Raw genomic sequence first — 25223 nt, 5'->3', positions numbered from 1 at the left:
TCAGGTCTTGTCGATGCCAAGCAGGGTCATGGCCTTGGCCAGGGTATCGATGGACTCCTGATGCTTGCCCTCCTTGTGCAGGATCTCGCCCTCGGCCCTCAGCTGCTTCACCTCGGCCAGCCGCTCGGCACTGATGGGAGGGCCCGCGGCCAGGGCATCGTCAATCCTCTTCATGTCCATGGGACAGTGAAACGCGAAGGCAGTGCCGGCGAAGAGCAGGCCTGCCAACAACAACATGAGCCTCATTTTGACTACCTCCGTGATGGGACCCCATTAAGGATAGCCCGTCTATGCTGGGGTTATCGATGGGGGCGGGGAGGCCAGGGCTAGCAAGCCGTCTGGTCAGGGAGGCACTATCTCTCTCATGCCGGGCCTGCAAGGGAGATAAAAAAAGCCGACTCCAGGGAGTCGGCTTTTTTATTGGCGATGCGCCTATCATGCGGTCACGGCATCGGCCTTGACGGCGGCGGCTTCCGGCGCCGCATTGCGGATGAGGTAATCGAACGCCCCCAGCGCGGCGGTGGCACCGGCACCCATGGAGATGATGATCTGCTTGAACGGCACCGTAGTGGCGTCACCGGCGGCGTAGACACCGGGCAGTGAGGTCGCGCCCTTGGTGTCGATCTCGATCTCGCCGAAGCGGGTCAGTGCTACTTCGCCCCCCTTGAGGAACTCGGTGTTCGGCACCAGGCCGATCTGCACGAAGATACCGGCTACCGCCAGGTGCTTGATCTCACCCGTGGTGCGGTCTTCGTAATCCATGCCGACCACCTTGCTGCCGTCACCTATCACTTCGGTGGTGCGGGCGCTCATGATGATGTCGATGTTGCCCATGGAGCGCGCCTTCTTCTGCAGTACCTCGTCGGCGCGCAGGGTGTCGGCGAATTCCACGACGGTGACGTGCTCGACGATGCCGGCCAAGTCGATGGCGGCCTCGATGCCGGAGTTACCACCACCGATCACCGCCACGCGCTTGCCCTTGAAGAAGGGACCGTCGCAGTGCGGGCAGTAGGCCACGCCCTTGGTGCGGTACTCGAGCTCGCCCGGCACGTTCAGATCGCGCCAGCGGGCACCGGTGGCCAGGATCACGGCGCGGCTCTTGAGGGTGGCACCGGAGGCGAGCGCCACGTTCACGTAGCCATCCTTGCTGATGGCGGCGGCGCGCTGCTCGGTGATCACTTCCACGCCGTACTGCTTGACGTGCTGCTCCAGGCTGGCGGCCAGCTTGGGGCCTTCGGTGTAGGGCACGGAGATGAAGTTCTCGATGCCGACGGTGTCCATTACCTGACCACCGAAACGCTCGGCGACGATGGCGGTACGGATCCCTTTACGGGCGGCATAGATGGCGGCGGCGGCGCCAGCCGGGCCACCACCGACGACCAGTACGTCGTAGGGGGCTTTCTCGCTCAGCTCGGCGGCTTTGCGTTCGCTTGCGCCGGTATCGAGCTTGGCGACGATCTCTTCCAGCGAGATGCGGCCCTGGCTGAACGGCTGACCGTTCAGGTAGACATTCGGCACCGCCATGATCTGACGCTCATTCACCTCATCCTGGAACAGGGCACCGTCGATCATGGTGTGGGTGATGCCGGGGTTCAGGGTGGCCATCAGGTTCAGGGCCTGTACCACGTCCGGGCAGTTGTGGCAGGAGAGGGATATATAGGTCTCGAAGTGGAACTCACCCTTCAGGTTCTTGACCTGCTCCAGCACGGCCGGATCGGCCTTGGAGGGGTGGCCGCCGCTTTGCAGCAGGGCGAGCACCAGGGAGGTGAATTCATGACCCATGGGGATGCCGGCAAAATGAACACGCGGGGCCTGGCCCTTCGGCGCGATGCTCATGGAAGGCTTGCGAGCGGCAGTGCCATCGGTCATGGAAATCTTGGGGGACATGTCGCTGATTTCTGTGGCCAGGGCCAGCAGCTCCGCGGACTTGTCGCTGTCATTGCCGGACACGCTGATCTCGATGGGATTGACGATGTACTGCAAGTAACCGTTGAGCTGCTGTTTGAGGTTGGTATCTAACATCTTCGAATTCCTTCTTGTTATGGCGGGTCGGCACTATTACTGGATACAGAAAGCACTGGATGCAAAAAACAGTGAACGCAGAAAGCACTGAGCCAGAAAGCAGACCGGCCCTTGGATGGGCCGGTCTTGGAGAGCAGGAGGCTTAGATTTTGCCTACCAGATCCAGGGACGGGGCCAGGGTGGCATCGCCTTCTTGCCACTTGGCCGGGCACACTTCACCCGGGTGAGCGGCAACGTACTGGGCAGCTTTGACCTTGCGCAGCAGTTCCAGAGCGTCACGGCCGATACCGCCGGCGTTGATTTCAACGATCTGGATAACGCCCTGCGGGTCGATCACGAAGGTACCACGGTCAGCCAGGCCAGCCTCTTCGATCATCACGCCGAAGTTGCGGGTGATGGCGCCGGTCGGGTCACCGATCATCGGATACTGGATCTTCTTGATGGTGTCAGAAGTGTCGTGCCAGGCCTTGTGAGTGAAGTGGGTGTCGGTAGAGACGGCGTAGATCTCGACGCCCAGCTTCTTGAATGCGGCGTAGTTGTCTGCCAGGTCGCCCAGCTCGGTCGGGCAAACGAAGGTGAAGTCAGCCGGGTAGAAGAACACCACGGACCACTTGCCTTTCAGGTCAGCGTCAGACACCTGAACGAATTTGCCATTGTGGTAGGCGGTAGCGTTGAACGGCTTGATTTCAGTGTTGATATAGGTAGACATGTATTTGCTCCTTGGTGATGTACATATGCCCGTCCGGTAGTGAAGAGTCTTGCCAGACGAGGCGCTTAACTTTCGATGGGGTCATCATAGGGCCTTTCGCTAATCGGTTAAAGCCACAATTTTGAATCACTTAAATCTACTTATTAGATAGCCCATCGCAACTGTACCTAACATGAATATCTCAGGCCTTCGAAGATAACTCATTGGCGAAGTTCAATTTCTGTCCTGCAGCTCACATTTTCAAGGCCCGGATGGGATCTTGTTTTATGAAATGTGAGGATGCTCGAGTGGCAATCGGCCTGTGGTGCGAAAGAGGGGGCAGGGAGAGGCGGACAAAAAAATCCCGGCGCTATCGCGAGGATAGGGCCGGGTCATCAAACAAGGAATGGCGATATAACAAATGCTTTACAGCAAAGACTTACTACGGGGTGTGCAAACTTGCAGACATATGAAGAGAAGACCCGGGTGCACAATCCCTTATCTCCCCTTCGGCAATAATTGCATGACGGGCATCATAGTGTGACGACGATCACAAATCAAGGTTGTGGTGTAATTTTTCAATCAAAATGAAAGGCTTTCAGATTAATGGCCGATTTTTTCCGCTGAAAACGCTTTTATTGTAATTTAATTACAGGTTTTGGCGATCAGAAGTCCACAGGTGGCTCCTGCTCCTCCATCAGCTCCAGCAGGTTGATGGCGACGGCGATGAAGTCCGACTCTGTGACTATGCCCACCAGTTTGCTGCCCCGGATGACCGGCAGGCAGCCATATTTGTGGCGCTGCAGGTAGAGGGCGGCCTCCTTGATGCCGGCGTGGGGATCCACGCTCGCCACCTGGTGGGTCATGATCTCGTCGAGCTGGACGCTGTCGGTGAACTCGGCCTCCCGCTCCGGGTTGATGAGCAGCAGCTTGGATTCGCGAGTGGCCAGGATGTCGGAGAGGGTGACCAGGCCCAGCAGGTGATGGTGTTCGTCGACGATGGGGATGTGGCGGATCCGCTCCTGCTGCATCAGATCCATCGCCTGTTTGACGCTGTTCTGTGGCCCCAGGGTGAAGGGATGTTCGGTCATGATTTCGGACAGGGTCATCATGGTGGGACTCCTTGTGTCTCTGGTTTCACCATAGTCCAGCCGCTGGCGCCAAAACATGATCAGGGTCAATACAGATCATTAAAGAATCATTAACCGGCAAGGTGTCACAAAAACGAGCGCTATCCCTTGTCTCTCTTGGGTTTTTGGTCTTTTGGGTTGCCTTGCTGGAAGGGGATAACTAGACTAGCCGCCGATTCCCCCGAGGTGAAAGATGCAAGTATCCGATTTTCATTTTGATCTGCCAGACGAGCTGATTGCCCGCTATCCCATGACGGAACGTACCGCCAGTCGTCTGTTGCAGCTCGATGGTCAAAGCGGCGCCCTGCGCCATGGTCAATTTGTGGATGTGCTGGACCGGCTCAACCCCGGCGATCTGCTGGTGTTCAACAACACCAGGGTCATCCCGGCGCGCATGTTTGGCCAGAAGGCCAGCGGCGGCAAGCTGGAGGTGCTGGTGGAGCGCATTCTGGACGAGCACAGCGTGCTGGCCCATGTGCGCTCCTCCAAGTCGCCCAAGCCCGGCACTCGCCTCATCCTTGATGGTGGGGTCGAGGCCGAGATGCGCGCCCGCCACGACGCCCTGTTCGAGATCCACTTCCTGGACCCGCGCCCCGTGCTGGAGATCCTGGAGGCCATCGGCCACATGCCGCTGCCGCCCTATATCGACAGGCCCGACGAGGATGCCGACAAGGAGCGCTACCAGACCGTCTACAACCAGAAGCCGGGCGCCGTGGCGGCGCCGACCGCGGGGCTGCACTTCGATGAGCCGCTGCTCGAGCGGATCAAGGCCAAGGGCGTGGAGCTGGCCTTCGTCACCCTGCATGTAGGGGCGGGGACCTTCCAGCCGGTGCGGGTGGACAGGATCGAAGATCACCACATGCACTCGGAGTATGCCGAGGTGCCGCAGGAGGTGGTGGATGCCATCAACGCGACCCGGGCTCGTGGTGGTCGCGTGATTGCGGTGGGCACCACCTCGGTGCGCTCCCTGGAGAGCGCGGCCAAGGTAAGCCTGGCCCAGGGCAAGCCGCTGGCGCCCTTCTTCAGCGACACCGACATCTTCATCTTCCCGGGTTATGAGTTCCAGATCGTCGATGCCATGGTCACCAACTTCCACCTGCCGGAGTCGACCCTGATCATGCTGGTCAGCGCCTTCGCCGGCTATGACCATGTGATGGCGGCTTATCAGGCGGCCGTGGCCGAGCAGTACCGTTTCTTCAGCTACGGGGACGCCATGTTCGTCACCCGTCGCCGGGCGCAGGCATAAGCCTCGCCCTTTATACCGGGCCCATCGGGTCCTCTGCTGTCAGACTGTTTCTCTGACTGAATCGAGGTAGCAATGAAATTTGAACTGAAAACCACAGACGGCCGCGCCCGTCGCGGTCAGCTGGTATTCGAACGCGGCGTGGTGCAGACCCCGGCCTTCATGCCGGTCGGCACCTACGGCACCGTCAAGGGGATGACCCCGGAGGAGGTGCGCGAGACCGGCGCCCAGATCCTGCTCGGCAACACCTTCCACCTCTGGCTGCGGCCGGGGCAGGCGGTGATGCGCGCCCACGGTGATCTGCATGACTTCATGAACTGGCAGGGCCCGATCCTGACCGACTCCGGTGGTTTCCAGGTGTTCAGCCTGGGTCACATCCGCAAGATCACCGAGGCGGGCGTGCATTTCCGTCACCCCATCAACGGTGAGAAGATCTTCCTCGACCCCGAGAAATCCATGGAGATCCAGTACGATCTGGGCTCCGACATCGTGATGATCTTCGACGAGTGCACCCCCTATCCGGCGACCTACGAAGAGGCGCGCAAGTCCATGGAGATGTCCCTGCGCTGGGGCAAGCGCTCCCGCGACAAGTTTGATGCTTTGGGCAACAAGAACGCCCTGTTCGGCATCATCCAGGGTTCCGTGTATGAAGAGTTGCGGGATGTGTCGCTGAACGGGCTGCTGGAGATCGGCTTCGACGGCTACGCGGTCGGTGGCCTCGCCGTGGGTGAGCCCAAGGAAGACATGCACCGGATCCTCGAGCACGTCTGCCCGAAGATCCCGGCCGACAAGCCACGCTATCTGATGGGCGTTGGCAAGCCGGAGGATCTGGTGGAAGGGGTGCGCCGCGGCGTCGACATGTTCGACTGCGTGATGCCGACCCGCAACGCCCGCAACGGCCATCTGTTCACCACCGATGGGGTGGTCAAGATCCGCAACGCCAAGTATCGCGAAGACACCAGCACCCTGGACGCGGACTGCGATTGCTACACCTGCAAGAACTACACCCGCAGCTATCTGTACCATCTGGACAAGTGCAACGAGATCCTCGGCGCCCGTCTGAATACCATTCATAACCTGCGTTATTACCAGCGGGTGATGCAGGGTTTGCGGGACGCGATCGAGCAGGGTAAATTAGACGACTTTGTAACTGAGTTTTACCGTCGGCAAGGGAAGCCTGTGCCTCCGATAGCTGAAAATGACGTGAAATAACAACGATTTATAATCTAGTTATCAAATCTACATCAAACAAGAGGTTGTTAAATGAGCATTATCTCCAAGGCATATGCAGAAGGCGCGGTTCCGGGTGCACAGGGTGGTGGCATGGAAATGATCATCATGCTGGCCGTGTTCGGCCTTATCTTCTACTTCATGATCTATCGTCCCCAGGCCAAGCGTGCCAAGACTCATCGTGATCTGATGAGCTCCCTGGCCAAGGGTGACGAAGTGCTCACCTCCGGCGGTCTGGTCGGCAAGATCGCCAAGGTTTCCGCCGATAGCGAATACCTGGTGCTGGCCCTGAACGATCAGACTCAAGTCACCATCAAACGTGATTTCGTCTCTGCCGTTCTGCCCAAGGGTTCTATCCAGTCCCTTTAATCTCCCGAGGAGCACAGCGTGTTAAATCGCTATCCGCTGTGGAAATACCTGATGGTGGTCTTCGTGATCGCCATCGGTTTTCTATATGCAGCCCCCAATCTTTACGGCGAAGACCCGGCCCTGCAGGTATCTGCCAGCCGCGGCGCCGAAGTCAAACTAGAGACGCTGGATCTGGTGAAGGAGACGCTCGAGGCGGCTCAGATCCCGGTCAAGCATGCGGCGTTCGAACACGGCTTCATCCTGGTCCGTTTTAACAACACCGAAGATCAGCTCAAGGCGCGCGATGTCGTTGCCGGCAAGCTGGGCGACAACTTTATCACGGCCCTGAACCTGGCTCCGTCCACGCCTGCCTGGCTCGAAGCCATAGGTGCGGCGCCGCTCAAGCTGGGTCTGGACCTGCGCGGTGGTGTGCACTTCCTGATGGAAGTGGACATGGCCGAGGCGCTGACCAAGCAGCAAGAGCAGATGGTGCAGGATTTCCGCACCGAGCTGCGTACCCAGAAGATCCGTTACTCCGGCGTGCGCCGGGTGGGCGATCAGGTGCAGGTGGTGTTCCGCGAGGAAGCAGATCAGGCCAAGGCCGCCTCTTTCCTGCGCCGCCAGAATCCGGATCTCACCTTCACCACCGAGCAGAAGGGTGACGACTTCATCCTGCTGGCCGGCTTGAGTGACGCCAAGATCAAGGAAGTGAAGAAGTACGCCCTCGAGCAGAACATCACCATCATCCGTAACCGGGTGAATGAGCTGGGTGTGGCCGAGCCGCTGGTGCAGCAACAGGGTGCCGAGCGCATCGTGGTCGAGCTGCCCGGTATTCAGGACACCGCTCGTGCCAAGGAGATCCTGGGCGCGACCGCGACCCTGGAATTCCACATGGTCGATGAGAGCGCCGATATCCAGGCTGCCGCCGATGGCCGGGTGCCGCCGAGCTCCAAGGTGTACAACGATCGCAACGGCCGTCCCGTGGTGCTGCAAAAGCGCATCATCCTGACCGGTGACCACATAGTGGGTGCCCAGTCCGGTTTCGACGAATACAGCCGTCCCCAGGTCAACATCAAGCTCGATGGCCAGGGTGGCAACAAGATGGCCAACTTTACCAAGGACAACGTTGGTAAGGGCATGGCGACCGTGTTCATCGAGTACAAGCCGGTGGGTCAGCCTGGCCCGGATGGCAAGCGCAAGTTCCGCAAGCAGGAAGAGGTGATCAACGTCGCGACCATACAGTCACGACTGGGTAGCCAGTTCCGCATCACCGGGATCGACAACGCCAACGAAGCCCACAACCTGGCGCTGCTGCTGCGTGCCGGTGCCCTGATCGCGCCCATCCAGATCGTGGAAGAGCGCACCATAGGCCCGAGCCTGGGCCAGCAGAACATCGACAGCGGGATGGAAGCCATCGGCTGGGCCATGCTGGTGATCGTGCTGTTCATGGGGATCTACTACCGTGCCTTCGGTTGGGTTGCCAACCTGGCCCTGAGCATGAACCTGGTGCTGATCGTCGGCATCATGTCGATGATCCCGGGCGCCACCATGACCCTGCCGGGTATCGCCGGTATTGTGTTGACGCTGGGTATGGCGGTGGATGCCAACGTGCTGATCTACGAGCGTATTCGTGAAGAGATCCGCAACGGCCGCGGGGTGCAGCAAGCCATTCACATGGGCTTCGACCGTGCCTTCTCGACCATCGCCGACTCCAACGTCACCTCGCTCATCACCTGTGTGATCCTGTTCGGTATCGGCACCGGCGCCATCAAGGGCTTCGCCCTGACGCTGGGCATAGGTCTGACCGCCTCCATGTTTACGGCCATCACGGTATCCCGCGCCATTATCAATCTGGCCTGGGGTGGACGGCGCATCGACAAGCTGCCGATCTAAGGAAGAGACATGTTTCAGATTCTACATTTTGAAAAGCCGATCCCCTTCATGCGCTTCGCCAAGTCGGGAATGGTGTTCTCTGCCCTGCTGACGATGTTCGCCCTGTTCTGCCTGTTCGATCGCGGTCTGAACTGGGGGCTGGACTTCACCGGCGGTACCACCATAGAGGTGGGGTTCCAGCAGTCGGTGAGCCTGGACAAGATGCACGAGGCGCTGGATCAGCAGAAGATTGAAGGGGCGACCCTGCAATTCTTCGGCTCCAGCCGCGACGTGCTGGTGCGCATGACCCCGAAAGAGGGGATCAAGGTGGAACAGCAGGGCAACGAGGTGCTGGCGGCCGCCAAGCTGATCGATGAAGGTGCCGTGCTCAAGCGCGTCGAGTTCGTCGGTCCCTCGGTGGGTGACGAGCTGGCGACAGACGGTGCCCTGGCCATGCTGGCCTCCATCCTCTGTATCCTGGCCTACGTGGCGGTGCGGTTCGAATGGCGTCTGGCCATGGGGGGCATCCTCTCCCTGGCGCACGACGTCATCATCACCCTCGGCATCTTCGCCTACTTCCAGTACGAGTTCGACCTGACCGTGCTGGCGGCGCTGATGACGCTGGTGGGTTACTCCCTGAACGACACCATAGTGGTGTTCGACCGCTTGCGGGAGAACTTCCGCAAGGTGCGCAAGGGGGATACCGCCGAGATCATGGATCTCTCCATGACCGAGACACTGAGCCGGACCATCATCACCTCGGGGTTGACCTTCGTGGTGGTGGTGGCGCTGCTGCTCAAGGGCGGTCCGCTGATCCACGGTTTTGCCATCGCCATGGTGATCGGGGTGGCCTTCGGGACCTACTCCTCCATCTATGTGGCGAGTGCCTCTGCCATGTTCTTCGGGGTCAAGCGGGAGCACATGCTGCCGACCCAGGTGGAAAAAGAGGGTGCGGATCAACAAGAGATCCTGCCGTAATCGACAAGGGCGCCACAAGGCGCCCTTTCTCTTAGGGTCAGGGTGAGTCATTATGCTCCCCATCATTGGGTAAAATGTGCGAGAACAAGGAGCAAGCCATGCATCACAATCCCCGTTTTCTGGCGCTGGTAGAGGCCGTTCGCCCCCAGGTGCAAGAGACTGACGTGCATCAGATCAAACGTTGGCAGGATGAGGGGCGTGCCTTTCATCTGATCGACGTGCGGGAAGATAACGAATGGGCGAAAGGTCACCTGCCGGGGGCCGAGCATCTGGGTCGCGGGGTGATAGAGCGGGACATCGAGACCCGTTATCCGGAGCCAGCCACCGAGCTTTACCTTTACTGTGGTGGGGGTTTTCGCTCCATCCTGGCCACCGCCAACCTGCAGAAGATGGGTTATACCCGAGTGGTCAGTGTCGATGGGGGCTTTCGTGGTTGGAGTGATGCCGGATACCCTGTCGAATCCTGATTTATTTGAAGGATAGGGGTTCCGCCACATGACAAACTGTCGGTGGACCTTTACCATATGGCGGGTCAAGCGTAAGCGTCGGAGTGTTCATTGAACGTCAGGAAAGGGATTGGATACCTCACGGGTATCCTGTTGTTGCTCCCCATGTGGGGATGCAGCAGTAGCAGTCAGGTTGAAGCTCCTCAAGTTCCCAAGCCGCAACCCGCTTCACTGGTATTGGCGACCCCTCTGCAGGTCTCTTACCAGAGCGAGTTGGCGCTGGCGCGACTCGGGCAGATGCTCAGTGAAATGGAATTGACGACAGAGCAGCGGGCCGAACTGTTTTATGAGCGTGCCGTGGTGTTTGACCGGGTCGGGTTGCGTTCCCTTGCCAGATTGGATTTCAACCGCGCCTTGCGGGAAAAACCCGATTTTGCCGAGGCTTACAACTTCATCGGTGTCTATCTGGTTCAGCAACAGAACTATGACGAGGCCTACGAGGCATTCGACTCCGCCCTCGAGCTGGCCCCGGATTACGACTACGCCTACCTCAACCGTGGCATAGCGCTCTACTACGGTAATCGTCCCGAGCTGGCTGCCGCCGACATGAAGCGGTTCTACGAGGCGCAGCCGGAAGATCCCTACCGGGTGCTCTGGCTCTATCTGGCCGAACAGAAGCTCAATGCCTCGGCGGCCATGAGCCGGATGCGCGAGCGGCTGGGCAAGTACGACGACGACGCCTGGAACTGGGATCTGGTGCGCCTCTATACCGGCGAGATCAACGCCACCCAGCTGATGGGCAACGTGGTGAAAGGGGTGAAGGATAACCGGGAGCTGGCAGAGCGCCTGTGTGAAACCTATTTCTACCTCGGCAAGTTTGAGCTGGCCAAGGGCAACCGCAAGGAAGCCATCAGCTACTTCAAGCTGGCGCTCGCCAACAACGTGTATGACTTCATCGAGCACCGCTATGCCCTGCTCGAACTGGAGTTGATGGCGCGCAAGCCGCTGCCGCCGGGTGCCAGTGCACAGGGCAAGAGCAGCAAGCAAGCCTCCTGATACTGGATGCGAGCGATGTAAAAAAGGCCTCTCAACGAGGCCTTTTTGCTGTCTGCGGTTCCCGGATCATTCCACCAGGCTCATGCCGGGGATCTGGCGCCAGTAGCCGTTGCAGTCCCGCTCCTGCTGCAGGGGCAGGGGGGCCTGACCCTGTTGATTGGCCTTGAAGCGGGCCAGCATGTCCAGGGTCTCCATCCCCTCGGGGGAGAGGCGCACCACGTCCACCAAGCCGTCCATGCCGGCAAGCTCGTTGCCAAGGTTGTAGCAGTAGCCGGACTGGGTCTGGATGCCGTTGAGATTGAACACCTTCTGCCCCTCGCGGCTGCTGGCCAGCCGCCCGGTGGGGTAGTGGATGCAGGCGAGCTCGCAGCCATCCTTGGGCTTGTCGAGGGAGCGGGCGGTGAAGCAGCGCGCCGAGTAGGCGAGCGGCAGATGGCCGTAGGCGAACACCTCCACCACGAACTGCTGGCGGGCCGGGCCCAGATCCTGACTGAGCTGCACCAGCCAGTCGCGGGAGAGCTCCACCGGCATCACCCAACGCGTCATCCCGTTTTTAAGCAGCATGCGCAGCACGTCGGCGTTGTAGGCATTGATGGCCGGCCCGCAGACGAAAGGCAGGCCGGCCTCCCGGGCGAGCTGGACGGCGCCGAGATCGTTGGCCTCGATCAGCAGGTTGCCGTTGTCGACCAGCCGCTTGACCTCCTTGAGCTCGGAGGGGGCCGAGATCAACGCCAGGGTGGAGAGCACGGCCTGTTTGCCCGAGCCGGCCACCTGACGGGCGAGGGTAATCCAGTCATCTACTTTCAGTTCGCGGCGCTTGCTGCAGACCGTCTCCCCCAGATAGATGATGTCGGCCTGGCTCTGCGCCGCGGCGTCGTAAAAGGCCTGGGTGTCGGCCTTGGGCCAGTAGAAGAGCAGGGGCCCGAGAGAAAATTGCATCAGATGAGGTCCTCGCGCTGACGGAAGAGGCTGGCGGCAGAGCCGGCTGGCCCGAACAGGAATGGCATGGGGTCTCCTTATTGCCACTGGCGATGATAGGCGCCCAGGGTAGTTTGACTCCCCTCTGAGACGCGGGCGAGCTGGGCATCCCACTCGGCCTTGACGCTATAGGCTTGCGGATTGGCCTGGTAGCTGTCGATGGCGGCGCGCCAGACCCGGGTCACCTGCTCCACATAGGCGGGGCTGCGCTGGCGGCCCTCGATCTTGACCGACTGGATCCCGGTCTGGAACAGCTCGGGCAGGAGGCCCAGGGTGTTGAGGCTGGTCGGCTCCTCCAGGGCGTGATAGGTCTGGCCATCCACCTCGAAGCGCCCCTTGCACAGGGTCGGGTAACCGGCGTTTTCCCCGGGGCCGTAACGGTCGATCAGCACCTCGTTGAGGCGGGATTCGAGGCCGGTCGGGGTCTCCTCCCAGCGCACGAACTTGGCCGGTGAGCAGGCCCCGACCGTGTTGGGGCTTTCCCCGGTCATGTAGGAGGAGAGGTAGCAGCGCCCCTCCGCCATGATGCAGAGGCTGCCGAAGGCGAACACCTCGAGGCCGACGTCGGTCTCGCGGGCCAACTGCCTGACCTGATGCATGGAGAGCACCCGCGGCAGCACCACCCGGCCGACGTTGAAGTGCTGCTGGTAGAAGCGGATGGCGGCGGCGTTGGTGGCGCTGGCCTGCACCGAGACGTGCAGCTCCATGTCGGGGTGGTGACGGCTGGCATAATCGAGCACGGCGAGATCGGCGATGATCAGGGCATCGGCTCCGAGCGCCACCCCGCGATCCACCGCCTGCTTCCACCTGGCGTCAGATCCCGGGTGGGCGAAGGTGTTGATGGCGATGTGCAGCTTGCGGCCGTGCTGGTGTACGTAATCCACCGCCCTTTCCAGCTTGCTGTCGGTGAAGTTGAGACCGGCAAAGTGGCGGGCATTGGTGTCGTCCTTGAAGCCGATATAGACCGCATCGGCCCCATTATCCACGGCCGTTTTCAGTGCCGGCAGGCTGCCTGCCGGACAGAGTAATTCCATCGGGTACGCTCCGAGAGGGCAAAAAATGCAAAAGTGGCTCGATTGTATGCATCGACGCGTCCCCACTTTTTGACCTGAGGCAGCTTTAGGTGGCTTTACCCTTCTTGAGGTAAGTCGGCACAAGTTTGATTTTCAACAGGATCCTGCCGCGGCCCCTGTGCTTGAATGCGCAAAAAACTGGGAGTTTATTGTGTTTCAACAACTGCAACGTCGTCTGGTCGAACAGGCACCCCGTCTCTTGCGCCGCCCGCTCAAGCTGGTGCCCTTCACCCTGCAACAGAGTCTGATGGAGCGCCTGCTGGCGCAGGTGTTCAAGGAGGCCATCCTGGACGGGGACTTCGATTTCCTGGCGGGCAAGTGGCTCAAGGTCGAGGTCTCCGATCTCGAACTCAGCTGGTTCATCAGCGCCCAGGAGGGCAGGCTGGTGGTGGCCCGTGACTGCGAGGCGGCCGATGTCTGCTTCAGTGGCTGCAGTCACGATCTCATCCTGATCGCCGGTCGCAAGGAAGATCCGGACTCCCTCTTCTTCCAGCGCAGGCTGAAGATCGAAGGGGATACCGAGCTGGGGCTGGAGCTGAAGAACCTGCTGGACAGCCTGGATCTGGAGGCATTGCCCAGCCTGATGAAGTACCCCCTGATGGATCTGGCGACCCTGGTCGAGCGCACCCGTTCAGCGCAGGATCCAGTGCCCGCGCCGTTGTGCTGAGCTGCGCCTCAGGTGCCGTGCTATGCCCTCGGCATGGTGGCGGCGATGGCGGCGGGCCCACAGGCAACGACAGCCCCACAGGCAGGGTAGCAGGGCGAGCAGCGCCGTGGTGTCGGGCAGGCGCAGCAGCAAGAGCCCCAGCGCCAGCCATGCGAAGGGCAGGGCCTCGTAATACCACTCGGGTTGAAACCAGTGTTTGGCCGGGAAGATGACGAGATCGGTACGCCTGTAGTTGGAGCGCATCATCCAGACCAGGGCGCCCGCCACAAACAGCAGGGCCGCCGCCAGCCAGAGCAGCGGGGTCTGGGCGAACAGCAGCAGCCCCGCCGACAGCAGCAGGTAGAGGTTGGGTAACTGCTCGTAGAGCCAGGCGGGCAGCATGGGGTGGCGACTCCGGGTGATGCACCTTGCACTCTTTAAGGTTAGCTCGCGCTTTTTCGGCGCTCATGCTGGTTGGTTATACGAATGGCCACTTTTGTGCTGAAATGTGGCGCCAGAACCGGTGCCAAAATAGCGATTGGTTATGTTACAATTACGCGCCATTTTTTGACTGAAGATTGACTGGGCATGTTGGATCAGATTCGTATCGTTTTGGTAAACACCTCTCACACCGGCAACATGGGCTCCGCGGCACGCGCCATGAAGACCATGGGGCTGACTCAGCTGGTGTTGGTGGATCCGCAAGCCTTGCCAGATGACAACGCCATCGCCCTGGCGGCGGGGGCCAGCGACGTGCTGGTCAACGCCCGCATCGTCCCGACGCTGGATGACGCCATCGCCGACTGTGGTCTGGTCATCGGCACCAGTGCCCGCTCCCGCACCCTGAGCTGGCCCATGCTGGATCCCCGCGAGGCGGGCGAGAAGCTGGTGACGGAGGGAGTGAAGCACCCGGTCGCTCTGGTGTTTGGCCGTGAACGCACCGGTCTCACCAATGACGAGCTGCAGAAGTGCCACTATCACGTGGCCATCCCGGCCAATCCCGAGTACAGCTCCCTCAACCTGGCCATGGCGGTGCAGACCCTCTGCTACGAGGTGCGGATGCGCTGGCTGCAGGATCAGTTGCCCGAATCCGACGAGGAGCGGGTCGATTATCCCAGTGCGCAGCAGCTGGAAGGGTTCTATTTGCACCTGGAGCAGACCCTGCAGAAGACCGGTTTCATCACCGAGGAGCACCCCGGTCATGTGATGAGCAAGCTGCGTCGTCTGTTCAATCGTGCCCGGCCGGAAGTGGTTGAATTGAATATATTGCGCGGTATTCTCACCTCGGTGCAGAAAGCCCGGCCGCAGGATTAATCCCGACTGATTTACTCAACCATATACTTGACTGTTTTAGTCGGGTATGTGACCATGTGCCCATATTGATTTGTTCGCAAGACGGTAAGGCATATGAGACTGACCTCAAAAGGACGTTACGCTGTGACAGCCATGCTCGACGTGGCGTTGCATGCAGAGCAGGGGCCCGTGCCCCTGGCTGATATTTCAGAGCGCCAGGGCATCTCCTTGTCCTATCTGGAGCAACTGTTTGCCCGTCTGCGCAAGCATGGACTGGTGAGCAGCGTGCGCGGCCCGGGCGGCGGTTATCGCCTCGGCCTGGCCCCTGGCGAGATCTCGGTAGGTCAGGTGATCACCGCGGTCGATGAGTCGGTCGATGCGACCAAGTGTCTCGGCAAGGGGGGCTGCCATGGCGGTACCCAGTGTCTGACCCACTCCCTGTGGCGTGACTTGAGCGAGCGCATTTCCAGTTTCCTGGGGGACATCACCCTGGCGGAGCTGGTCGGCCAGGCCGATGTGCGTCGCATCGCCGGCAAACAAGATGAACAAATGAAGACCGTGTTGTCCCTGGTTGAACGGGCTGAACGCGGTGATGTGAGCTTGAAAGTCCAACTATAAACGTGCTTTCCACGACGGGTCGCTGTGTGACCCCGTCGTAACGGAGAAAAACATGAAACTGCCTATTTACCTTGATTATTCGGCAACCTGTCCGGTGGACCCGCGTGTCGCAGAAAAAATGATGCAGTGCCTCACCATGGATGGCCTGTTTGGCAATCCTGCCTCCCGTTCTCACCGTTTCGGCTGGCAGGCCGAAGAGGCGGTGGATCAGGCCCGTAATCAAGTGGCAGAGCTGATCGGTGCAGACCCTCGCGAGATCGTCTTCACCTCCGGCGCGACCGAATCGAACAACCTGGCCATCAAGGGCATTGCCCACTTTTATGCTGGCAAGGGCAAACACATCATCACCTCCAAGACCGAACACAAGGCGGTGCTCGACACCTGCCGCCAGCTGGAGCGCGAAGGCTACGAGGTGACCTACCTCGAGCCGATGCCCAACGGCCTGTTCAGTCTGGCGCAGATTGAAGGCGCTCTGCGCGATGACACCGTCCTGGTGAGCATCATGCACGTCAACAACGAGATCGGCGTGATCCAAGACATCGCCGCCATCGGCGAGCTGTGCCGCTCCCGCAAGATCCTGCTGCACGTGGACGCGGTCCAGAGCGTCGGCAAGATCCCGGTTGACGTGGAAGCGCTCAAGGTCGACCTGCTCTCCATGTCCGCCCACAAGGTATACGGCCCGAAAGGGATCGGTGCCCTGTACGTGCGCCGCAAGCCGCGGGTGCGCCTGGAAGCCCAGATGCACGGTGGTGGTCATGAGCGCGGTATGCGCTCCGGCACCCTGCCGACCCACCAGATCGTCGGCATGGGCGAAGCCTTCCGCATCGCCAAGGAAGAGATGGCGGGCGAGAGCCAGCACATCATGGCCCTGCGCCAGCGTCTGTGGAATGGCATCAAGAATATCGAAGAAGTCTATATCAACGGTGATCTGGAGCATCGCGTCCCGGGTAACCTGAACGTCAGCTTCGCCTACGTGGAAGGGGAATCCCTCATCATGGCGTTGAAGGATCTGGCGGTCTCTTCCGGTTCAGCCTGTACCTCTGCCAGCCTGGAGCCCTCCTACGTGCTGCGCGCCCTGGGGATGAACGATGAGCTGGCACACAGCTCCATCCGGTTCAGCATCGGTCGCTTCACCACGGAAGAAGAGATTGATTACGCAATCAAGCTCATCTGCGACTCCATCGGTCGTCTGCGCGAGATGTCCCCCCTGTGGGAGATGTTCAAGGACGGTGTCGATCTGAACACGGTCGAATGGGCTCATCACTGATCGCTTGCCAGAGAGGCAAGGGTTTGGTGAACAACGGAATTAGCAGGAGTTAGATATGGCTTACAGTGAAAAAGTAATCGACCACTACGAGAACCCCCGTAACGTAGGTGGTTTCGACAAGAACGACCCCAGCATCGCGACCGGCATGGTCGGCGCCCCGGCCTGTGGCGACGTGATGAAACTGCAACTGAAGATCAGCGACGACGGCATCATCGAAGACGCCAAGTTCAAGACCTACGGCTGCGGCTCCGCCATCGCCTCCAGCTCCCTGGTGACCGAATGGGTCAAGGGCAAGACCTTGGCCGAGGCTGCCGGCATCAAGAATACCGACATCGCCGAAGAGCTGGCCCTGCCACCGGTGAAGATCCACTGCTCCATTCTGGCGGAGGATGCCATCAAGGCCGCCATCGCCGATTACAAGCAGAAGAAAGGTCTCTAAGGTCCGGAGAGCAGTATGGCCATTACCATGACAGATGCCGCAGCGGAGCGGGTTTCCTCTTTTATGACCAACCGGGGCAAGGGCATCGGCCTGCGCCTCGGCGTCAAGACCACCGGCTGTTCTGGCCTCGCCTATGTGCTCGAGTTTGTGGATGAGCTGGCCGCTGAGGATCAGGTGTTCGAGCAGAACGGTGTCAAGATCATCGTCGATGCCAAGAGTCTGATCCATCTGGATGGCACCGAGCTGGACTTCGTCAAGGAGGGCCTCAACGAGGGCTTCCAGTTCAACAACCCCAACGCCAAGGGCGAGTGTGGTTGTGGCGAAAGCTTCAGTGTCTGAGGCGTTGGTAATTAATACGGCTGGACGGGAAGGTGACTTCCCATCCGGCCGTTCCAACTCTCAAGACGAGTGTGATTGCGGCGCAAGCTTCCTTGTCTGAGGATCCAAGATGAATCATTTCGAGCTGTTCGGGCTGGCACAGGGCTTCGAGCTCGATACCCGACAACTGGCAGAGACCTACCGCCAGTTGCAGACCAAGTTCCATCCCGATCGTTTTGCCACAGCCCCGGAACGGGAGCAGTTGGCCGCGGTGCAGCGTGCCGCCCAGATCAACGATGCCTTCACCACCCTCAAGGCGCCCCTGCGCCGAGCCGAGTATCTGCTTTCCCTGCGTGGCACCGACATCCGTGGCGAGCAACAGACCCTGCAAGATACCGCCTTCCTGATGCAACAGCTGGAGTGGCGCGAGCGTCTTGCCGAGTTGAAGGGGGAATCCAGTCCTGAGCGCGCCATCGAAGATTTTCGCCGCGAGATCAGGCATGATCATCAGTCGCTGATGCAACGGCTGACCGACTGTCTCACCGCGGGTGAGGATCAGACCGCCGCCGATTGCGTGCGCAAACTCAAGTTTGTCGACAAGCTCCTCGAGGAGCTGGAACGATTCGAAGACTCGCTGTTCGAGTCTTGAACCTCTAACGCTGGAATTTTGATTACCCATGGCATTACTGCAAATCGCCGAGCCCGGCCAGAGCGCCGCACCTCATCAGCATAAACGTGCCGTTGGCATCGATCTCGGCACCACCAATTCCCTGGTCGCCGCCGTGCGCAGCGGCCACGCCGACACCCTGTGTGACGAGCTGGGGCGCGATCTGTTGCCCTCGGTAGTGCACTATCAGGCCGACGCCATCCGGGTCGGTTTCGACGCCAAGCGCGAAGCCGCCCTCGATCCCCACAATAGTATCGTCTCCGTCAAGCGGATGATGGGCAAGGCGCTGGCCGACATGGATACCCGCCAGCTGCCCTATCAGTTCGTCGCCGCCGATAACGGCATGCCCCAGTTGCAGACCCGTCAAGGGCTGGTCAACCCGGTGCAGGTCTCGGCCGAGATCCTGAAGACGCTGGCCGAGCGTGGCGTCGCCTCGCTCGGTGGCGCCCTCGACGGCGTGGTCATCACGGTGCCGGCCTATTTCGATGACGCTCAGCGTCAGGGCACCAAGGATGCGGCCCGGCTGGCCGGTTTGCACGTGCTGCGCCTGCTCAACGAGCCGACCGCGGCCGCCATCGCCTACGGTCTCGACTCCGGTCAGGAAGGGGTGATCGCCGTCTATGATCTCGGTGGTGGCACCTTCGACATCTCCATCCTGCGGCTGCATCGCGGCGTGTTCGAGGTGATGGCGACCGGTGGCGACTCCGCCCTCGGTGGCGATGACTTCGATCACCTGCTGGCGGACTGGATCAAGGCGCAGGCCGGCCTGAACGGCCAGCTCGAGGCCCGTACCCAGCGCGAGCTGCTGGATGTGGCGGCCGCCGTCAAGCACGGCCTGACCGATGCCGACAGCGTGGCCTGCAGCTTCGCCGGCTGGCAGGGGGAGCTGAGTCGTGCTCAGTTCGATGCGCTCATCCTGCCGCTGGTCAAGCGCACCCTGCTGGCCTGTCGCCGCGCCCTGCGCGATGCGGGTCTGGAGCAGGTGGAAGTGCTGGAGGTGGTGATGGTCGGTGGCTCCACCCGGGTGCCGCTGGTGCGCGAGCTGGTGGGGGAGTTCTTCCAGCGTCCGCCGCTCACCAGCATAGATCCGGACAAGGTGGTGGCCATCGGTGCCGCCATCCAGGCCGACATCCTGGTGGGCAACAAGCCCGACGCCGAGATGCTGCTGCTGGACGTCATCCCGCTCTCTCTCGGCCTCGAGACTATGGGTGGCCTCGCCGAGAAGGTGATCCCGCGCAACACCACTATCCCGGTGGCCCGCGCCCAGGAGTTCACCACCTTCAAGGATGGCCAGACCGCGATGGCGATCCACGTGGTGCAGGGGGAACGCGAGCTGGTGGCGGATTGCCGCTCCCTTGCCCGCTTCACCCTGACCGGCATTCCGCCGATGGCGGCCGGCGCCGCCCACATTCGCGTCACCTTCCAGGTGGATGCGGACGGGCTGCTGTCGGTCAGCGCCATGGAGAAATCCTCCGGCGTGCAGGCCGAGATCCAGGTCAAGCCCTCCTACGGGCTGGCGGAGGAGGACATCCTCGGCATGCTGAGCGCCTCCATCGCCAATGCCCAGCAGGACATGGAGGCCCGCATGCTGGCGGAGCAGCAGGTCGAGGCCGATCGCGTAGTCGAGAGCCTCAATGCCGCCCTGGCCGCCGATGGCGAGGCGCTGTTGAGCACGGCCGAGCGTGCCGAGATCGACTCTGCCATCGCCCACCTGCTGACCATGCGTGCCACGGGCACCACCAATCAAATCAAAGATGCCATCGAGGCGGCGGATGCCGTCAGTGGCGAGTTTGCGGCCCGTCGCATGGATGCTTCCATTCGCAAGGTGCTGACCGGCCAAAACGTCAACAAGGTGTAATATGCCAAAACTGATCATTCTGCCTCACCCCGAACTCTGTCCGGACGGCGCTGCCCTCGAGGGCGCGACCGGTGAAACCATACTGGACATCGCCCTGCGCAACGGCATCGAGATCGAGCATGCCTGCGAGAAGTCCTGCGCCTGTACCACCTGCCACTGCGTGGTGCGGGAGGGGTTCGACTCCCTCGAGCCGAGCGATGAGCTGGAAGATGACATGCTGGACAAGGCATGGGGGCTGGAGCCGGAATCCCGCCTGAGTTGCCAGGCCCGCCTGGCGGACGAGGATCTGGTGGTGGAACTGCCCAAGTACACCATCAACCTCGCCTCCGAACGCCATTGATGCGACGTTAATTACACATGAGTGAATTGCACGTGCAGCATCTCATGGCGCAGTAATGATATGGTGAAGGCCGTAACCCTCGGGGGTACGGCCTTTTTTGTATTCGTTATTCCCCTATTCGTTAATGCAAGTGCCCATAAAAAAGGAAGCAAGAGAAGATGGCTGACATGATGAACGTACGGTTATCCGCCCAGGCTGCCGCCGCCGTCTGGGGCGAAGGCGCCCTGCTCAGTTTCAGCGGTGACGAGACCCTGATCCATCTGGACAAGGATGCGTTGCGCACTATCCAGCGCGCGGCCCGCCGACTCGAATCGACCGGCATCAAGCGGGTGAGCCTGGCCGGCGAGGGTTGGGATCTGGAGCGCCGTTACGCCTTCGCCCAGGGCTTCTATGCCGCCAAGGGGCAGCGTGAATTGCACTTCGGCGAGCAGAGTGCCGCCGAGGCCAGCGAGCTGGATGCGTTGATCCGCGCGACCCGCTGGGTGCGCGAGGTGACCAACGGTTGCCCGGAAGAGATCTATCCCATGAGCCTGGCGGAGTCGGCCCTGCTGCTGATCCGCGGCCTGGGTGGCGATCTGGTGACCGCCCGCATCACCGCCGGTGAGGCGCTGCGTGAGGCCGGCCATATCGGGATCTGGTCGGTGGGTCGTGGCAGCGAGCGCGAGCCGGTGCTGCTGGAGCTGGACTACAACCCGACCGGGGATCGCCACGCCCCCGTGGTGGCCGCCCTGGTGGGCAAGGGCATCACCTTCGACTCCGGTGGCTACTCCATGAAGTCCTCTGACAACATGCTGCCGATGAAGTCCGACATGGGCGGTGCCGCCATGGTGACCGGCGCCCTGGCGCTCGCCATCAGCCGCGGGCTGAACAAGCGGGTCAAGCTGATCCTCTGCTGCGCCGAGAACCTGGTCTCCGGCCACGCCTTCAAGCTCGGTGACATCCTCACCTACAAGAACGGCATCTCGGTCGAGATCCAGAACACAGACGCGGAAGGGCGCCTGGTGCTGGCCGATGGCCTGCTGGCCGCGAGCGATAGTGGCGCCGCCCATATCCTCGATGCCGCCACCCTGACCGGCGCCGCCAAGACCGCGCTCGGCCGCGACTACAACGCGGTGTTTGCGTTGGATGAAACCGAGCAACAGCGCGCCCTGGTGGCCGCCAAGCTTGAGCACGAGAAGGCCTGGCCCCTGCCGCTCGAACCCTGGCATGCGGGCCAGCTCACCTCGGCCTTCGCCGAGCTGGGCAACGTCGCCTCCGCCGAAGGCACCGCCGGTGCCACCACCGCGGCCGCCTTCCTCTCCCGCTTCGTGCGCGATGAGGGCAAGGGCTGGGTGCACCTGGATCTGGCGGCCTCCTATCAAAAATCGGGCAACGAGCTGTGGGCGACCGGCGCCAAGGGCCACGGCCTGCGCACTATCGCCCGCTGGTTGCAGGAGGTGTGTGCATGAACGTCTGGCTGAGTCGCGAATTTGCCGCCCCCGAGTGGGGCGAGGGGGCGCTGCTCTCGCACCGCACCGATGGCATGGTGATCCATCTGGTGACCGCTACCCCATTGCTGGACATTCAGCAGGCGGCCCGCCGCCTCTGTGGTCAGGGGATCCAGAAGGCCGCGCTCTGCGGTCATTGGGAACGCGAGCAGCAGTGGGCCTTTGCCCAGGGCCTGCAGACCCCCAAGGCCGAGGTCGAGCTGCAGTGGGCGACCTCCTCCGAAGAGGACAGGGAGGAGCTGGAGGCGCGCTGGTTGTGCGGCCGCTGGGTGCGCGAGATGACCAATGCCACCCCGGAACAGCTGGGGCCGCTGGATCTGGCGGTGGAGGCGGCCGCCTTCATCACCGAGCTGGCGCCGGATCGCATTAGCCATCGCATCCTCAAGGGGGAGGCGCTGCAGCAGGCGGGCTGGGTCGGGCTCTATCAGGTCGGTCGTGGCAGCGATCGCGAGCCGGTGATGCTGGAGCTGGACTTCAATCCAAGCCGGGATCCCAAGGCCCCGGTGGCCGCCGCCCTGGTGGGCAAGGGCATCACCTTCGACTCCGGTGGCTACTCCATGAAAACTTCCCAGGGCATGCTGACCATGAAGCATGACATGGGAGGCGCCGCCATAGTGACAGGGGCGCTGGCGCTGGCCATACTGCGTGGGCTCGACAAGCGGGTGAAGCTCATCCTCTGCTGTGCCGAGAACCTGGTCTCCGGCCATGCCTACAAGCTGGGGGACATCCTCACCTACAAGAACGGCACCACTGTGGAGATCGTCAACACCGATGCCGAGGGGCGACTGGTGCTGGCCGATGGCCTGCAGCTCGCCGCCGAGTCGGGGGCGCCGCTGGTCATCGATGCCGCGACCCTGACCGGTGCGGCTGTGATGGCGCTGGGGGGACGCTACAACGCGCTGTTCGGGCTGGACAAGGGGCTGGTGAGCCGCGCCATGGCCTATGCGGATGCCGAGCAGGAGCCGGCCTGGCCGCTGCCGCTGGAGCCCTGGCACCGGCAGCAGTGCCCGTCCCATTATGCCGACACGGCCAACAGCCGCCCCGTGCCGGGCGGTGGCCCGGGCGGTGCCTCCAACGCGGCGGGCTTCCTCTCCCGCTTCGTGGCCAACGAGGGGCAGGGCTGGCTGCACGTCGATCTCGCCGCTTGCTTCAGCGAGAACGGTGACAACCTGTGGTCACCGGGCGCCAATACCCTGGGGATGCGCACCATAGCGCAAGCCCTGCTGGCGGAGACGCGCTGAGCGGCATGACGAAGAACGAGGGCACCCCAGGGTGCCCTTTTCGATGGTGCTGTTTTCTTGAGCAATAGATACAGTTTTAGCGGGTTAACACGGTGATCGTGCACAAGCGCACATTTTTTCCCGACGCACTGGGACAAGATGAGTGGTGATGTTGTTTTAGCGATGTGTTTGTTTAATAAAAAGTTGCTTTTTTGTGTGTTATTTCGGTTTTTGTTTACGTATAATCGCCGCCGAACATGGATTCTTACAATAAAACTCTGTAGTTAAGGAAAGATCTCAATGGCTATCGAACGTACCTTTTCTATCGTCAAGCCGGATGCTGTCAGCAAGAACTTGATCGGTGCCATCTACAACCGTTTCGAGAGCGCTGGCCTGAAGGTTATCGCCGCCAAGATGCTGCACCTGAGCAGCGAGCAGGCCGCCGGTTTCTACGCCGAGCACCAGGGCAAGCCTTTCTATGATGCGCTGGTCGGTTTCATGACCTCCGGTCCCGTCATGGTGCAGGTGCTGGAAGGGGAAGAGGCCATCCGTCGCCATCGCGAGATCATGGGTGCCACCAACCCGAAAGAGGCCCTGGCCGGTACCCTGCGTGCCTGCTACGCCGAGAGCATCGATCGCAACGCCGTACACGGCTCCGATGCCCCGGCCTCTGCCGCCCGTGAAATCGCCTACTTCTTCTCCGACGACGAGATCTGCCCGCGCGGCTGATTTCACCCGGTGATGACCAAGGGAGCCTCGGCTCCCTTTTGTTTTTTGGTCTTTTGGGCCAACTCCTCTTATTCTCCAGGTGGAAAGCCAGACCCATTATTTGTACAATGCCGCCCCCTGACGTAAGTCAGCCAATAATTTATGAAGTGTGTGAGCTGAGGCCATTGATGAGCGAAACAAAAACCAACCTGCTGGATCTCGATCGGGATGCCATGCGTGCCTTCTTCGTCGAGCTGGGCGAGAAGCCATTCCGGGCAGATCAGATAATGAAGTGGATCTATCACTTTGGTTGTGATGATTTCGATCAGATGAACAACGTCAACAAGGCGCTGCGTGAGCGTCTCAAGACCATCGCCGAGATCCGTGCACCGGAGATCAGCCGCGAGCAGCGCTCCTCCGACGGCACCATCAAGTGGGCGTTGCAGGTCGGCGATCAGGAAGTCGAGACCGTCTATATCCCGGAAGGGGACAGGGCCACCCTGTGCGTCTCCTCCCAGGTCGGCTGCGCGCTGGCGTGCACCTTCTGCTCCACCGCCCAGCAAGGCTTCAACCGCAACCTGAAGGTGTCCGAGATCATCGGTCAGGTGTGGCGCGCCGCCAAGGTCGTCGGTGGCAAGCGGCCCATCACCAACGTGGTGATGATGGGCATGGGTGAGCCGCTGCTCAACCTGGCCAACGTGGTACCGGCCATGAAGCTGATGATGGATGACTTCGGTTTCAGCATCTCCAAGCGTCGCGTCACCCTCTCGACCTCAGGGGTGGTACCCGCCCTGGACATGTTGGGTGACCAGATTGACGTGGCACTGGCGATCTCCCTGCACGCGCCGAACGACGAGCTGCGCTCCGAGATCATGCCGATCAACGACAAGTACAACATCGAGAACTTCCTCGCCGGGGTACGCCGCTATCTGGCCAAGTCCAATGCCAACGGTGGCCGGGTGACCGTGGAGTATGTGCTGCTCGATCATATCAATGACGACATGCAGCAGGCCCACGAGTTGGCCAAGGTGCTGAAAGATACCCCCTGCAAGATCAACCTGATCCCGTTCAACCCCTTCCCGGGCAACCCCTTTGGCAAGCCGAGCAACAGTCGCATCGACCGTTTCTCCAAGGTGCTGATGGAATATGGCTTCACCGTCATAGTGCGCAAGACCCGGGGAGAAGACATAGACGCGGCCTGTGGCCAGCTGGTGGGGGAGGTGATCGACCGCACCAAACGCACCATGAAAAATCGGATGCAACGGGATGGGATTTCCGTCAAAATGGTTTGAACCGCT

The 25223-nt window shown here is 61.1% G+C and carries 27 protein-coding genes; 20 read left to right on the top strand and 7 right to left on the bottom strand.

The annotated features are described in order from the left end of the window. The 4 genes from AACW18_RS13345 to AACW18_RS13330 all read right to left on the bottom strand — a co-directional run bounded on the left by AACW18_RS13345 (position 1) and on the right by AACW18_RS13330 (position 3822). On the bottom strand, positions 1-246 hold the full coding sequence (locus tag AACW18_RS13345) for a hypothetical protein (protein WP_218388930.1): 246 nt from the start codon (positions 244-246) through the stop codon (positions 1-3). 189 nt (positions 247-435) lie between these two features. Further along, positions 436-2022 (bottom strand): alkyl hydroperoxide reductase subunit F, encoded by a 1587-nt coding sequence (ahpF, locus tag AACW18_RS13340; RefSeq protein WP_218388929.1) that lies wholly within the window; start codon positions 2020-2022, stop codon positions 436-438. 142 nt (positions 2023-2164) lie between these two features. Further along, positions 2165-2731 (bottom strand): alkyl hydroperoxide reductase subunit C, encoded by a 567-nt coding sequence (gene ahpC, locus AACW18_RS13335; protein ID WP_042652416.1) that lies wholly within the window; start codon positions 2729-2731, stop codon positions 2165-2167. 644 nt (positions 2732-3375) lie between these two features. Next, positions 3376-3822, bottom strand: coding sequence for a CBS domain-containing protein (locus AACW18_RS13330; RefSeq protein WP_218388928.1), 447 nt, complete (start codon positions 3820-3822; stop codon positions 3376-3378). Positions 3823-4033: 211 nt separating this feature from the next. Between AACW18_RS13330 and queA the strand changes: the two genes are divergently transcribed. The 7 genes from queA (at position 4034) to nlpI (ending at position 11013) form a co-directional block, all read left to right on the top strand. Next, positions 4034-5086, top strand: a complete 1053-nt coding sequence (gene queA / locus AACW18_RS13325) for a tRNA preQ1(34) S-adenosylmethionine ribosyltransferase-isomerase QueA (RefSeq protein WP_218388927.1) — start codon at positions 4034-4036, stop codon at positions 5084-5086. A 72-nt stretch (positions 5087-5158) separates the two neighbouring features. Then, the gene (gene tgt, locus AACW18_RS13320) at positions 5159-6295 is read left to right on the top strand and encodes a tRNA guanosine(34) transglycosylase Tgt (RefSeq protein ID WP_218290915.1); all 1137 of its coding nucleotides are present in this window, start codon (positions 5159-5161) and stop codon (positions 6293-6295) included. 51 nt (positions 6296-6346) lie between these two features. After that, entirely contained in the window at positions 6347-6682 is a 336-nt protein-coding gene (gene yajC, locus AACW18_RS13315) for a preprotein translocase subunit YajC (RefSeq protein ID WP_033129086.1), read from the top strand. Between the two features lie 18 nt (positions 6683-6700). After that, a complete protein-coding gene (gene secD / locus AACW18_RS13310) occupies positions 6701-8554 on the top strand; it encodes a protein translocase subunit SecD (protein WP_218388926.1) in 1854 nt (617 codons plus the stop codon). Positions 8555-8563: 9 nt separating this feature from the next. Then, the gene (gene secF / locus AACW18_RS13305; RefSeq protein WP_218388925.1) at positions 8564-9511 is read left to right on the top strand and encodes a protein translocase subunit SecF; all 948 of its coding nucleotides are present in this window, start codon (positions 8564-8566) and stop codon (positions 9509-9511) included. A gap of 98 nt (positions 9512-9609) precedes the next feature. Further along, on the top strand, positions 9610-9978 hold the full coding sequence (locus AACW18_RS13300; protein WP_218388924.1) for a rhodanese-like domain-containing protein: 369 nt from the start codon (positions 9610-9612) through the stop codon (positions 9976-9978). 90 nt (positions 9979-10068) lie between these two features. Next, a complete protein-coding gene (gene nlpI / locus AACW18_RS13295; protein ID WP_331854090.1) occupies positions 10069-11013 on the top strand; it encodes a lipoprotein NlpI in 945 nt (314 codons plus the stop codon). Between the two features lie 66 nt (positions 11014-11079). Here the strand turns inward: nlpI and AACW18_RS13290 are convergent, their stop codons facing one another. Further along, positions 11080-11952 (bottom strand): U32 family peptidase, encoded by an 873-nt coding sequence (locus AACW18_RS13290; protein ID WP_218388923.1) that lies wholly within the window; start codon positions 11950-11952, stop codon positions 11080-11082. A 77-nt stretch (positions 11953-12029) separates the two neighbouring features. Next, positions 12030-13025 (bottom strand): ubiquinone anaerobic biosynthesis protein UbiU, encoded by a 996-nt coding sequence (gene ubiU / locus AACW18_RS13285; protein ID WP_218329075.1) that lies wholly within the window; start codon positions 13023-13025, stop codon positions 12030-12032. A gap of 190 nt (positions 13026-13215) precedes the next feature. Between ubiU and ubiT the strand changes: the two genes are divergently transcribed. Beyond that, positions 13216-13731, top strand: a complete 516-nt coding sequence (gene ubiT, locus AACW18_RS13280; protein ID WP_218388922.1) for a ubiquinone anaerobic biosynthesis accessory factor UbiT — start codon at positions 13216-13218, stop codon at positions 13729-13731. Here the strand turns inward: ubiT and AACW18_RS13275 are convergent. Beyond that, positions 13696-14112 (bottom strand): hypothetical protein, encoded by a 417-nt coding sequence (locus AACW18_RS13275; RefSeq protein WP_218388921.1) that lies wholly within the window; start codon positions 14110-14112, stop codon positions 13696-13698. The two genes, ubiT and AACW18_RS13275, sit on opposite strands and share 36 nt — an antisense overlap. A gap of 186 nt (positions 14113-14298) precedes the next feature. Between AACW18_RS13275 and trmJ the strand changes: the two genes are divergently transcribed. The 12 genes from trmJ to AACW18_RS13215 all read left to right on the top strand — a co-directional run bounded on the left by trmJ (position 14299) and on the right by AACW18_RS13215 (position 25217). Continuing rightward, positions 14299-15024 (top strand): tRNA (cytosine(32)/uridine(32)-2'-O)-methyltransferase TrmJ, encoded by a 726-nt coding sequence (gene trmJ, locus AACW18_RS13270; RefSeq protein WP_218388920.1) that lies wholly within the window; start codon positions 14299-14301, stop codon positions 15022-15024. 93 nt (positions 15025-15117) lie between these two features. After that, on the top strand, positions 15118-15621 hold the full coding sequence (gene iscR, locus AACW18_RS13265; RefSeq protein ID WP_042652403.1) for a Fe-S cluster assembly transcriptional regulator IscR: 504 nt from the start codon (positions 15118-15120) through the stop codon (positions 15619-15621). 52 nt (positions 15622-15673) lie between these two features. After that, positions 15674-16888, top strand: coding sequence for an IscS subfamily cysteine desulfurase (locus tag AACW18_RS13260; RefSeq protein ID WP_218388919.1), 1215 nt, complete (start codon positions 15674-15676; stop codon positions 16886-16888). Positions 16889-16943: 55 nt separating this feature from the next. Next, a complete protein-coding gene (gene iscU / locus AACW18_RS13255) occupies positions 16944-17327 on the top strand; it encodes a Fe-S cluster assembly scaffold IscU (RefSeq protein ID WP_218329071.1) in 384 nt (127 codons plus the stop codon). A 15-nt stretch (positions 17328-17342) separates the two neighbouring features. Then, on the top strand, positions 17343-17666 hold the full coding sequence (gene iscA / locus AACW18_RS13250) for an iron-sulfur cluster assembly protein IscA (protein WP_218329070.1): 324 nt from the start codon (positions 17343-17345) through the stop codon (positions 17664-17666). Between the two features lie 109 nt (positions 17667-17775). Next, positions 17776-18294: a co-chaperone HscB gene (hscB, locus tag AACW18_RS13245; protein WP_042652400.1), complete on the top strand. Its 519-nt coding sequence runs from the start codon at positions 17776-17778 to the stop codon at positions 18292-18294. A gap of 28 nt (positions 18295-18322) precedes the next feature. Beyond that, a complete protein-coding gene (hscA, locus tag AACW18_RS13240) occupies positions 18323-20170 on the top strand; it encodes a Fe-S protein assembly chaperone HscA (protein ID WP_218388918.1) in 1848 nt (615 codons plus the stop codon). A gap of 1 nt (position 20171) precedes the next feature. Next, positions 20172-20510, top strand: a complete 339-nt coding sequence (gene fdx, locus AACW18_RS13235) for an ISC system 2Fe-2S type ferredoxin (RefSeq protein WP_005324284.1) — start codon at positions 20172-20174, stop codon at positions 20508-20510. 158 nt (positions 20511-20668) lie between these two features. Continuing rightward, positions 20669-21958, top strand: a complete 1290-nt coding sequence (gene pepB, locus AACW18_RS13230) for an aminopeptidase PepB (protein ID WP_218388917.1) — start codon at positions 20669-20671, stop codon at positions 21956-21958. Next, the gene (gene pepB, locus AACW18_RS13225; RefSeq protein WP_042652397.1) at positions 21955-23238 is read left to right on the top strand and encodes an aminopeptidase PepB; all 1284 of its coding nucleotides are present in this window, start codon (positions 21955-21957) and stop codon (positions 23236-23238) included. The genes pepB (AACW18_RS13230) and pepB (AACW18_RS13225) overlap by 4 nt, the downstream gene beginning before the upstream one ends. A 279-nt stretch (positions 23239-23517) precedes the next feature. Then, entirely contained in the window at positions 23518-23946 is a 429-nt protein-coding gene (gene ndk / locus AACW18_RS13220) for a nucleoside-diphosphate kinase (RefSeq protein WP_042652396.1), read from the top strand. Positions 23947-24113: 167 nt separating this feature from the next. Next, positions 24114-25217 (top strand): bifunctional tRNA (adenosine(37)-C2)-methyltransferase TrmG/ribosomal RNA large subunit methyltransferase RlmN, encoded by a 1104-nt coding sequence (locus tag AACW18_RS13215; RefSeq protein ID WP_042652395.1) that lies wholly within the window; start codon positions 24114-24116, stop codon positions 25215-25217. Positions 25218-25223: the final 6 nt, after the last annotated feature.

This window comes from Aeromonas sp. sia0103 (assembly GCF_963895295.1).
GTDB classification, from domain to species: domain Bacteria; phylum Pseudomonadota; class Gammaproteobacteria; order Enterobacterales; family Aeromonadaceae; genus Aeromonas; species Aeromonas encheleia.
This window is presented reverse-complemented; position numbering and strand designations above follow the sequence as displayed.

Excerpts from the sequence above, each read along its gene's own strand:
- AACW18_RS13345 (WP_218388930.1), bottom strand. The coding sequence starts at position 246 with ATGAGGCTCATGTTGTTGTTGGCAGGCCTGCTCTTCGCCGGCACTGCC.
- ahpF (WP_218388929.1), bottom strand. The coding sequence starts at position 2,022 with ATGTTAGATACCAACCTCAAACAGCAGCTCAACGGTTACTTGCAGTAC.
- ahpC (WP_042652416.1), bottom strand. The coding sequence starts at position 2,731 with ATGTCTACCTATATCAACACTGAAATCAAGCCGTTCAACGCTACCGCC.
- AACW18_RS13330 (WP_218388928.1), bottom strand. The coding sequence starts at position 3,822 with ATGATGACCCTGTCCGAAATCATGACCGAACATCCCTTCACCCTGGGG.
- queA (WP_218388927.1), top strand. The coding sequence starts at position 4,034 with ATGCAAGTATCCGATTTTCATTTTGATCTGCCAGACGAGCTGATTGCC.
- tgt (WP_218290915.1), top strand. The coding sequence starts at position 5,159 with ATGAAATTTGAACTGAAAACCACAGACGGCCGCGCCCGTCGCGGTCAG.
- yajC (WP_033129086.1), top strand. The coding sequence starts at position 6,347 with ATGAGCATTATCTCCAAGGCATATGCAGAAGGCGCGGTTCCGGGTGCA.
- secF (WP_218388925.1), top strand. The coding sequence starts at position 8,564 with ATGTTTCAGATTCTACATTTTGAAAAGCCGATCCCCTTCATGCGCTTC.
- AACW18_RS13300 (WP_218388924.1), top strand. The coding sequence starts at position 9,610 with ATGCATCACAATCCCCGTTTTCTGGCGCTGGTAGAGGCCGTTCGCCCC.
- AACW18_RS13290 (WP_218388923.1), bottom strand. The coding sequence starts at position 11,952 with ATGCAATTTTCTCTCGGGCCCCTGCTCTTCTACTGGCCCAAGGCCGAC.
- ubiU (WP_218329075.1), bottom strand. The coding sequence starts at position 13,025 with ATGGAATTACTCTGTCCGGCAGGCAGCCTGCCGGCACTGAAAACGGCC.
- AACW18_RS13275 (WP_218388921.1), bottom strand. The coding sequence starts at position 14,112 with ATGCTGCCCGCCTGGCTCTACGAGCAGTTACCCAACCTCTACCTGCTG.
- trmJ (WP_218388920.1), top strand. The coding sequence starts at position 14,299 with ATGTTGGATCAGATTCGTATCGTTTTGGTAAACACCTCTCACACCGGC.
- iscR (WP_042652403.1), top strand. The coding sequence starts at position 15,118 with ATGAGACTGACCTCAAAAGGACGTTACGCTGTGACAGCCATGCTCGAC.
- AACW18_RS13260 (WP_218388919.1), top strand. The coding sequence starts at position 15,674 with ATGAAACTGCCTATTTACCTTGATTATTCGGCAACCTGTCCGGTGGAC.
- iscU (WP_218329071.1), top strand. The coding sequence starts at position 16,944 with ATGGCTTACAGTGAAAAAGTAATCGACCACTACGAGAACCCCCGTAAC.
- iscA (WP_218329070.1), top strand. The coding sequence starts at position 17,343 with ATGGCCATTACCATGACAGATGCCGCAGCGGAGCGGGTTTCCTCTTTT.
- hscB (WP_042652400.1), top strand. The coding sequence starts at position 17,776 with ATGAATCATTTCGAGCTGTTCGGGCTGGCACAGGGCTTCGAGCTCGAT.
- hscA (WP_218388918.1), top strand. The coding sequence starts at position 18,323 with ATGGCATTACTGCAAATCGCCGAGCCCGGCCAGAGCGCCGCACCTCAT.
- fdx (WP_005324284.1), top strand. The coding sequence starts at position 20,172 with ATGCCAAAACTGATCATTCTGCCTCACCCCGAACTCTGTCCGGACGGC.
- pepB (WP_218388917.1), top strand. The coding sequence starts at position 20,669 with ATGGCTGACATGATGAACGTACGGTTATCCGCCCAGGCTGCCGCCGCC.
- pepB (WP_042652397.1), top strand. The coding sequence starts at position 21,955 with ATGAACGTCTGGCTGAGTCGCGAATTTGCCGCCCCCGAGTGGGGCGAG.
- ndk (WP_042652396.1), top strand. The coding sequence starts at position 23,518 with ATGGCTATCGAACGTACCTTTTCTATCGTCAAGCCGGATGCTGTCAGC.
- AACW18_RS13215 (WP_042652395.1), top strand. The coding sequence starts at position 24,114 with ATGAGCGAAACAAAAACCAACCTGCTGGATCTCGATCGGGATGCCATG.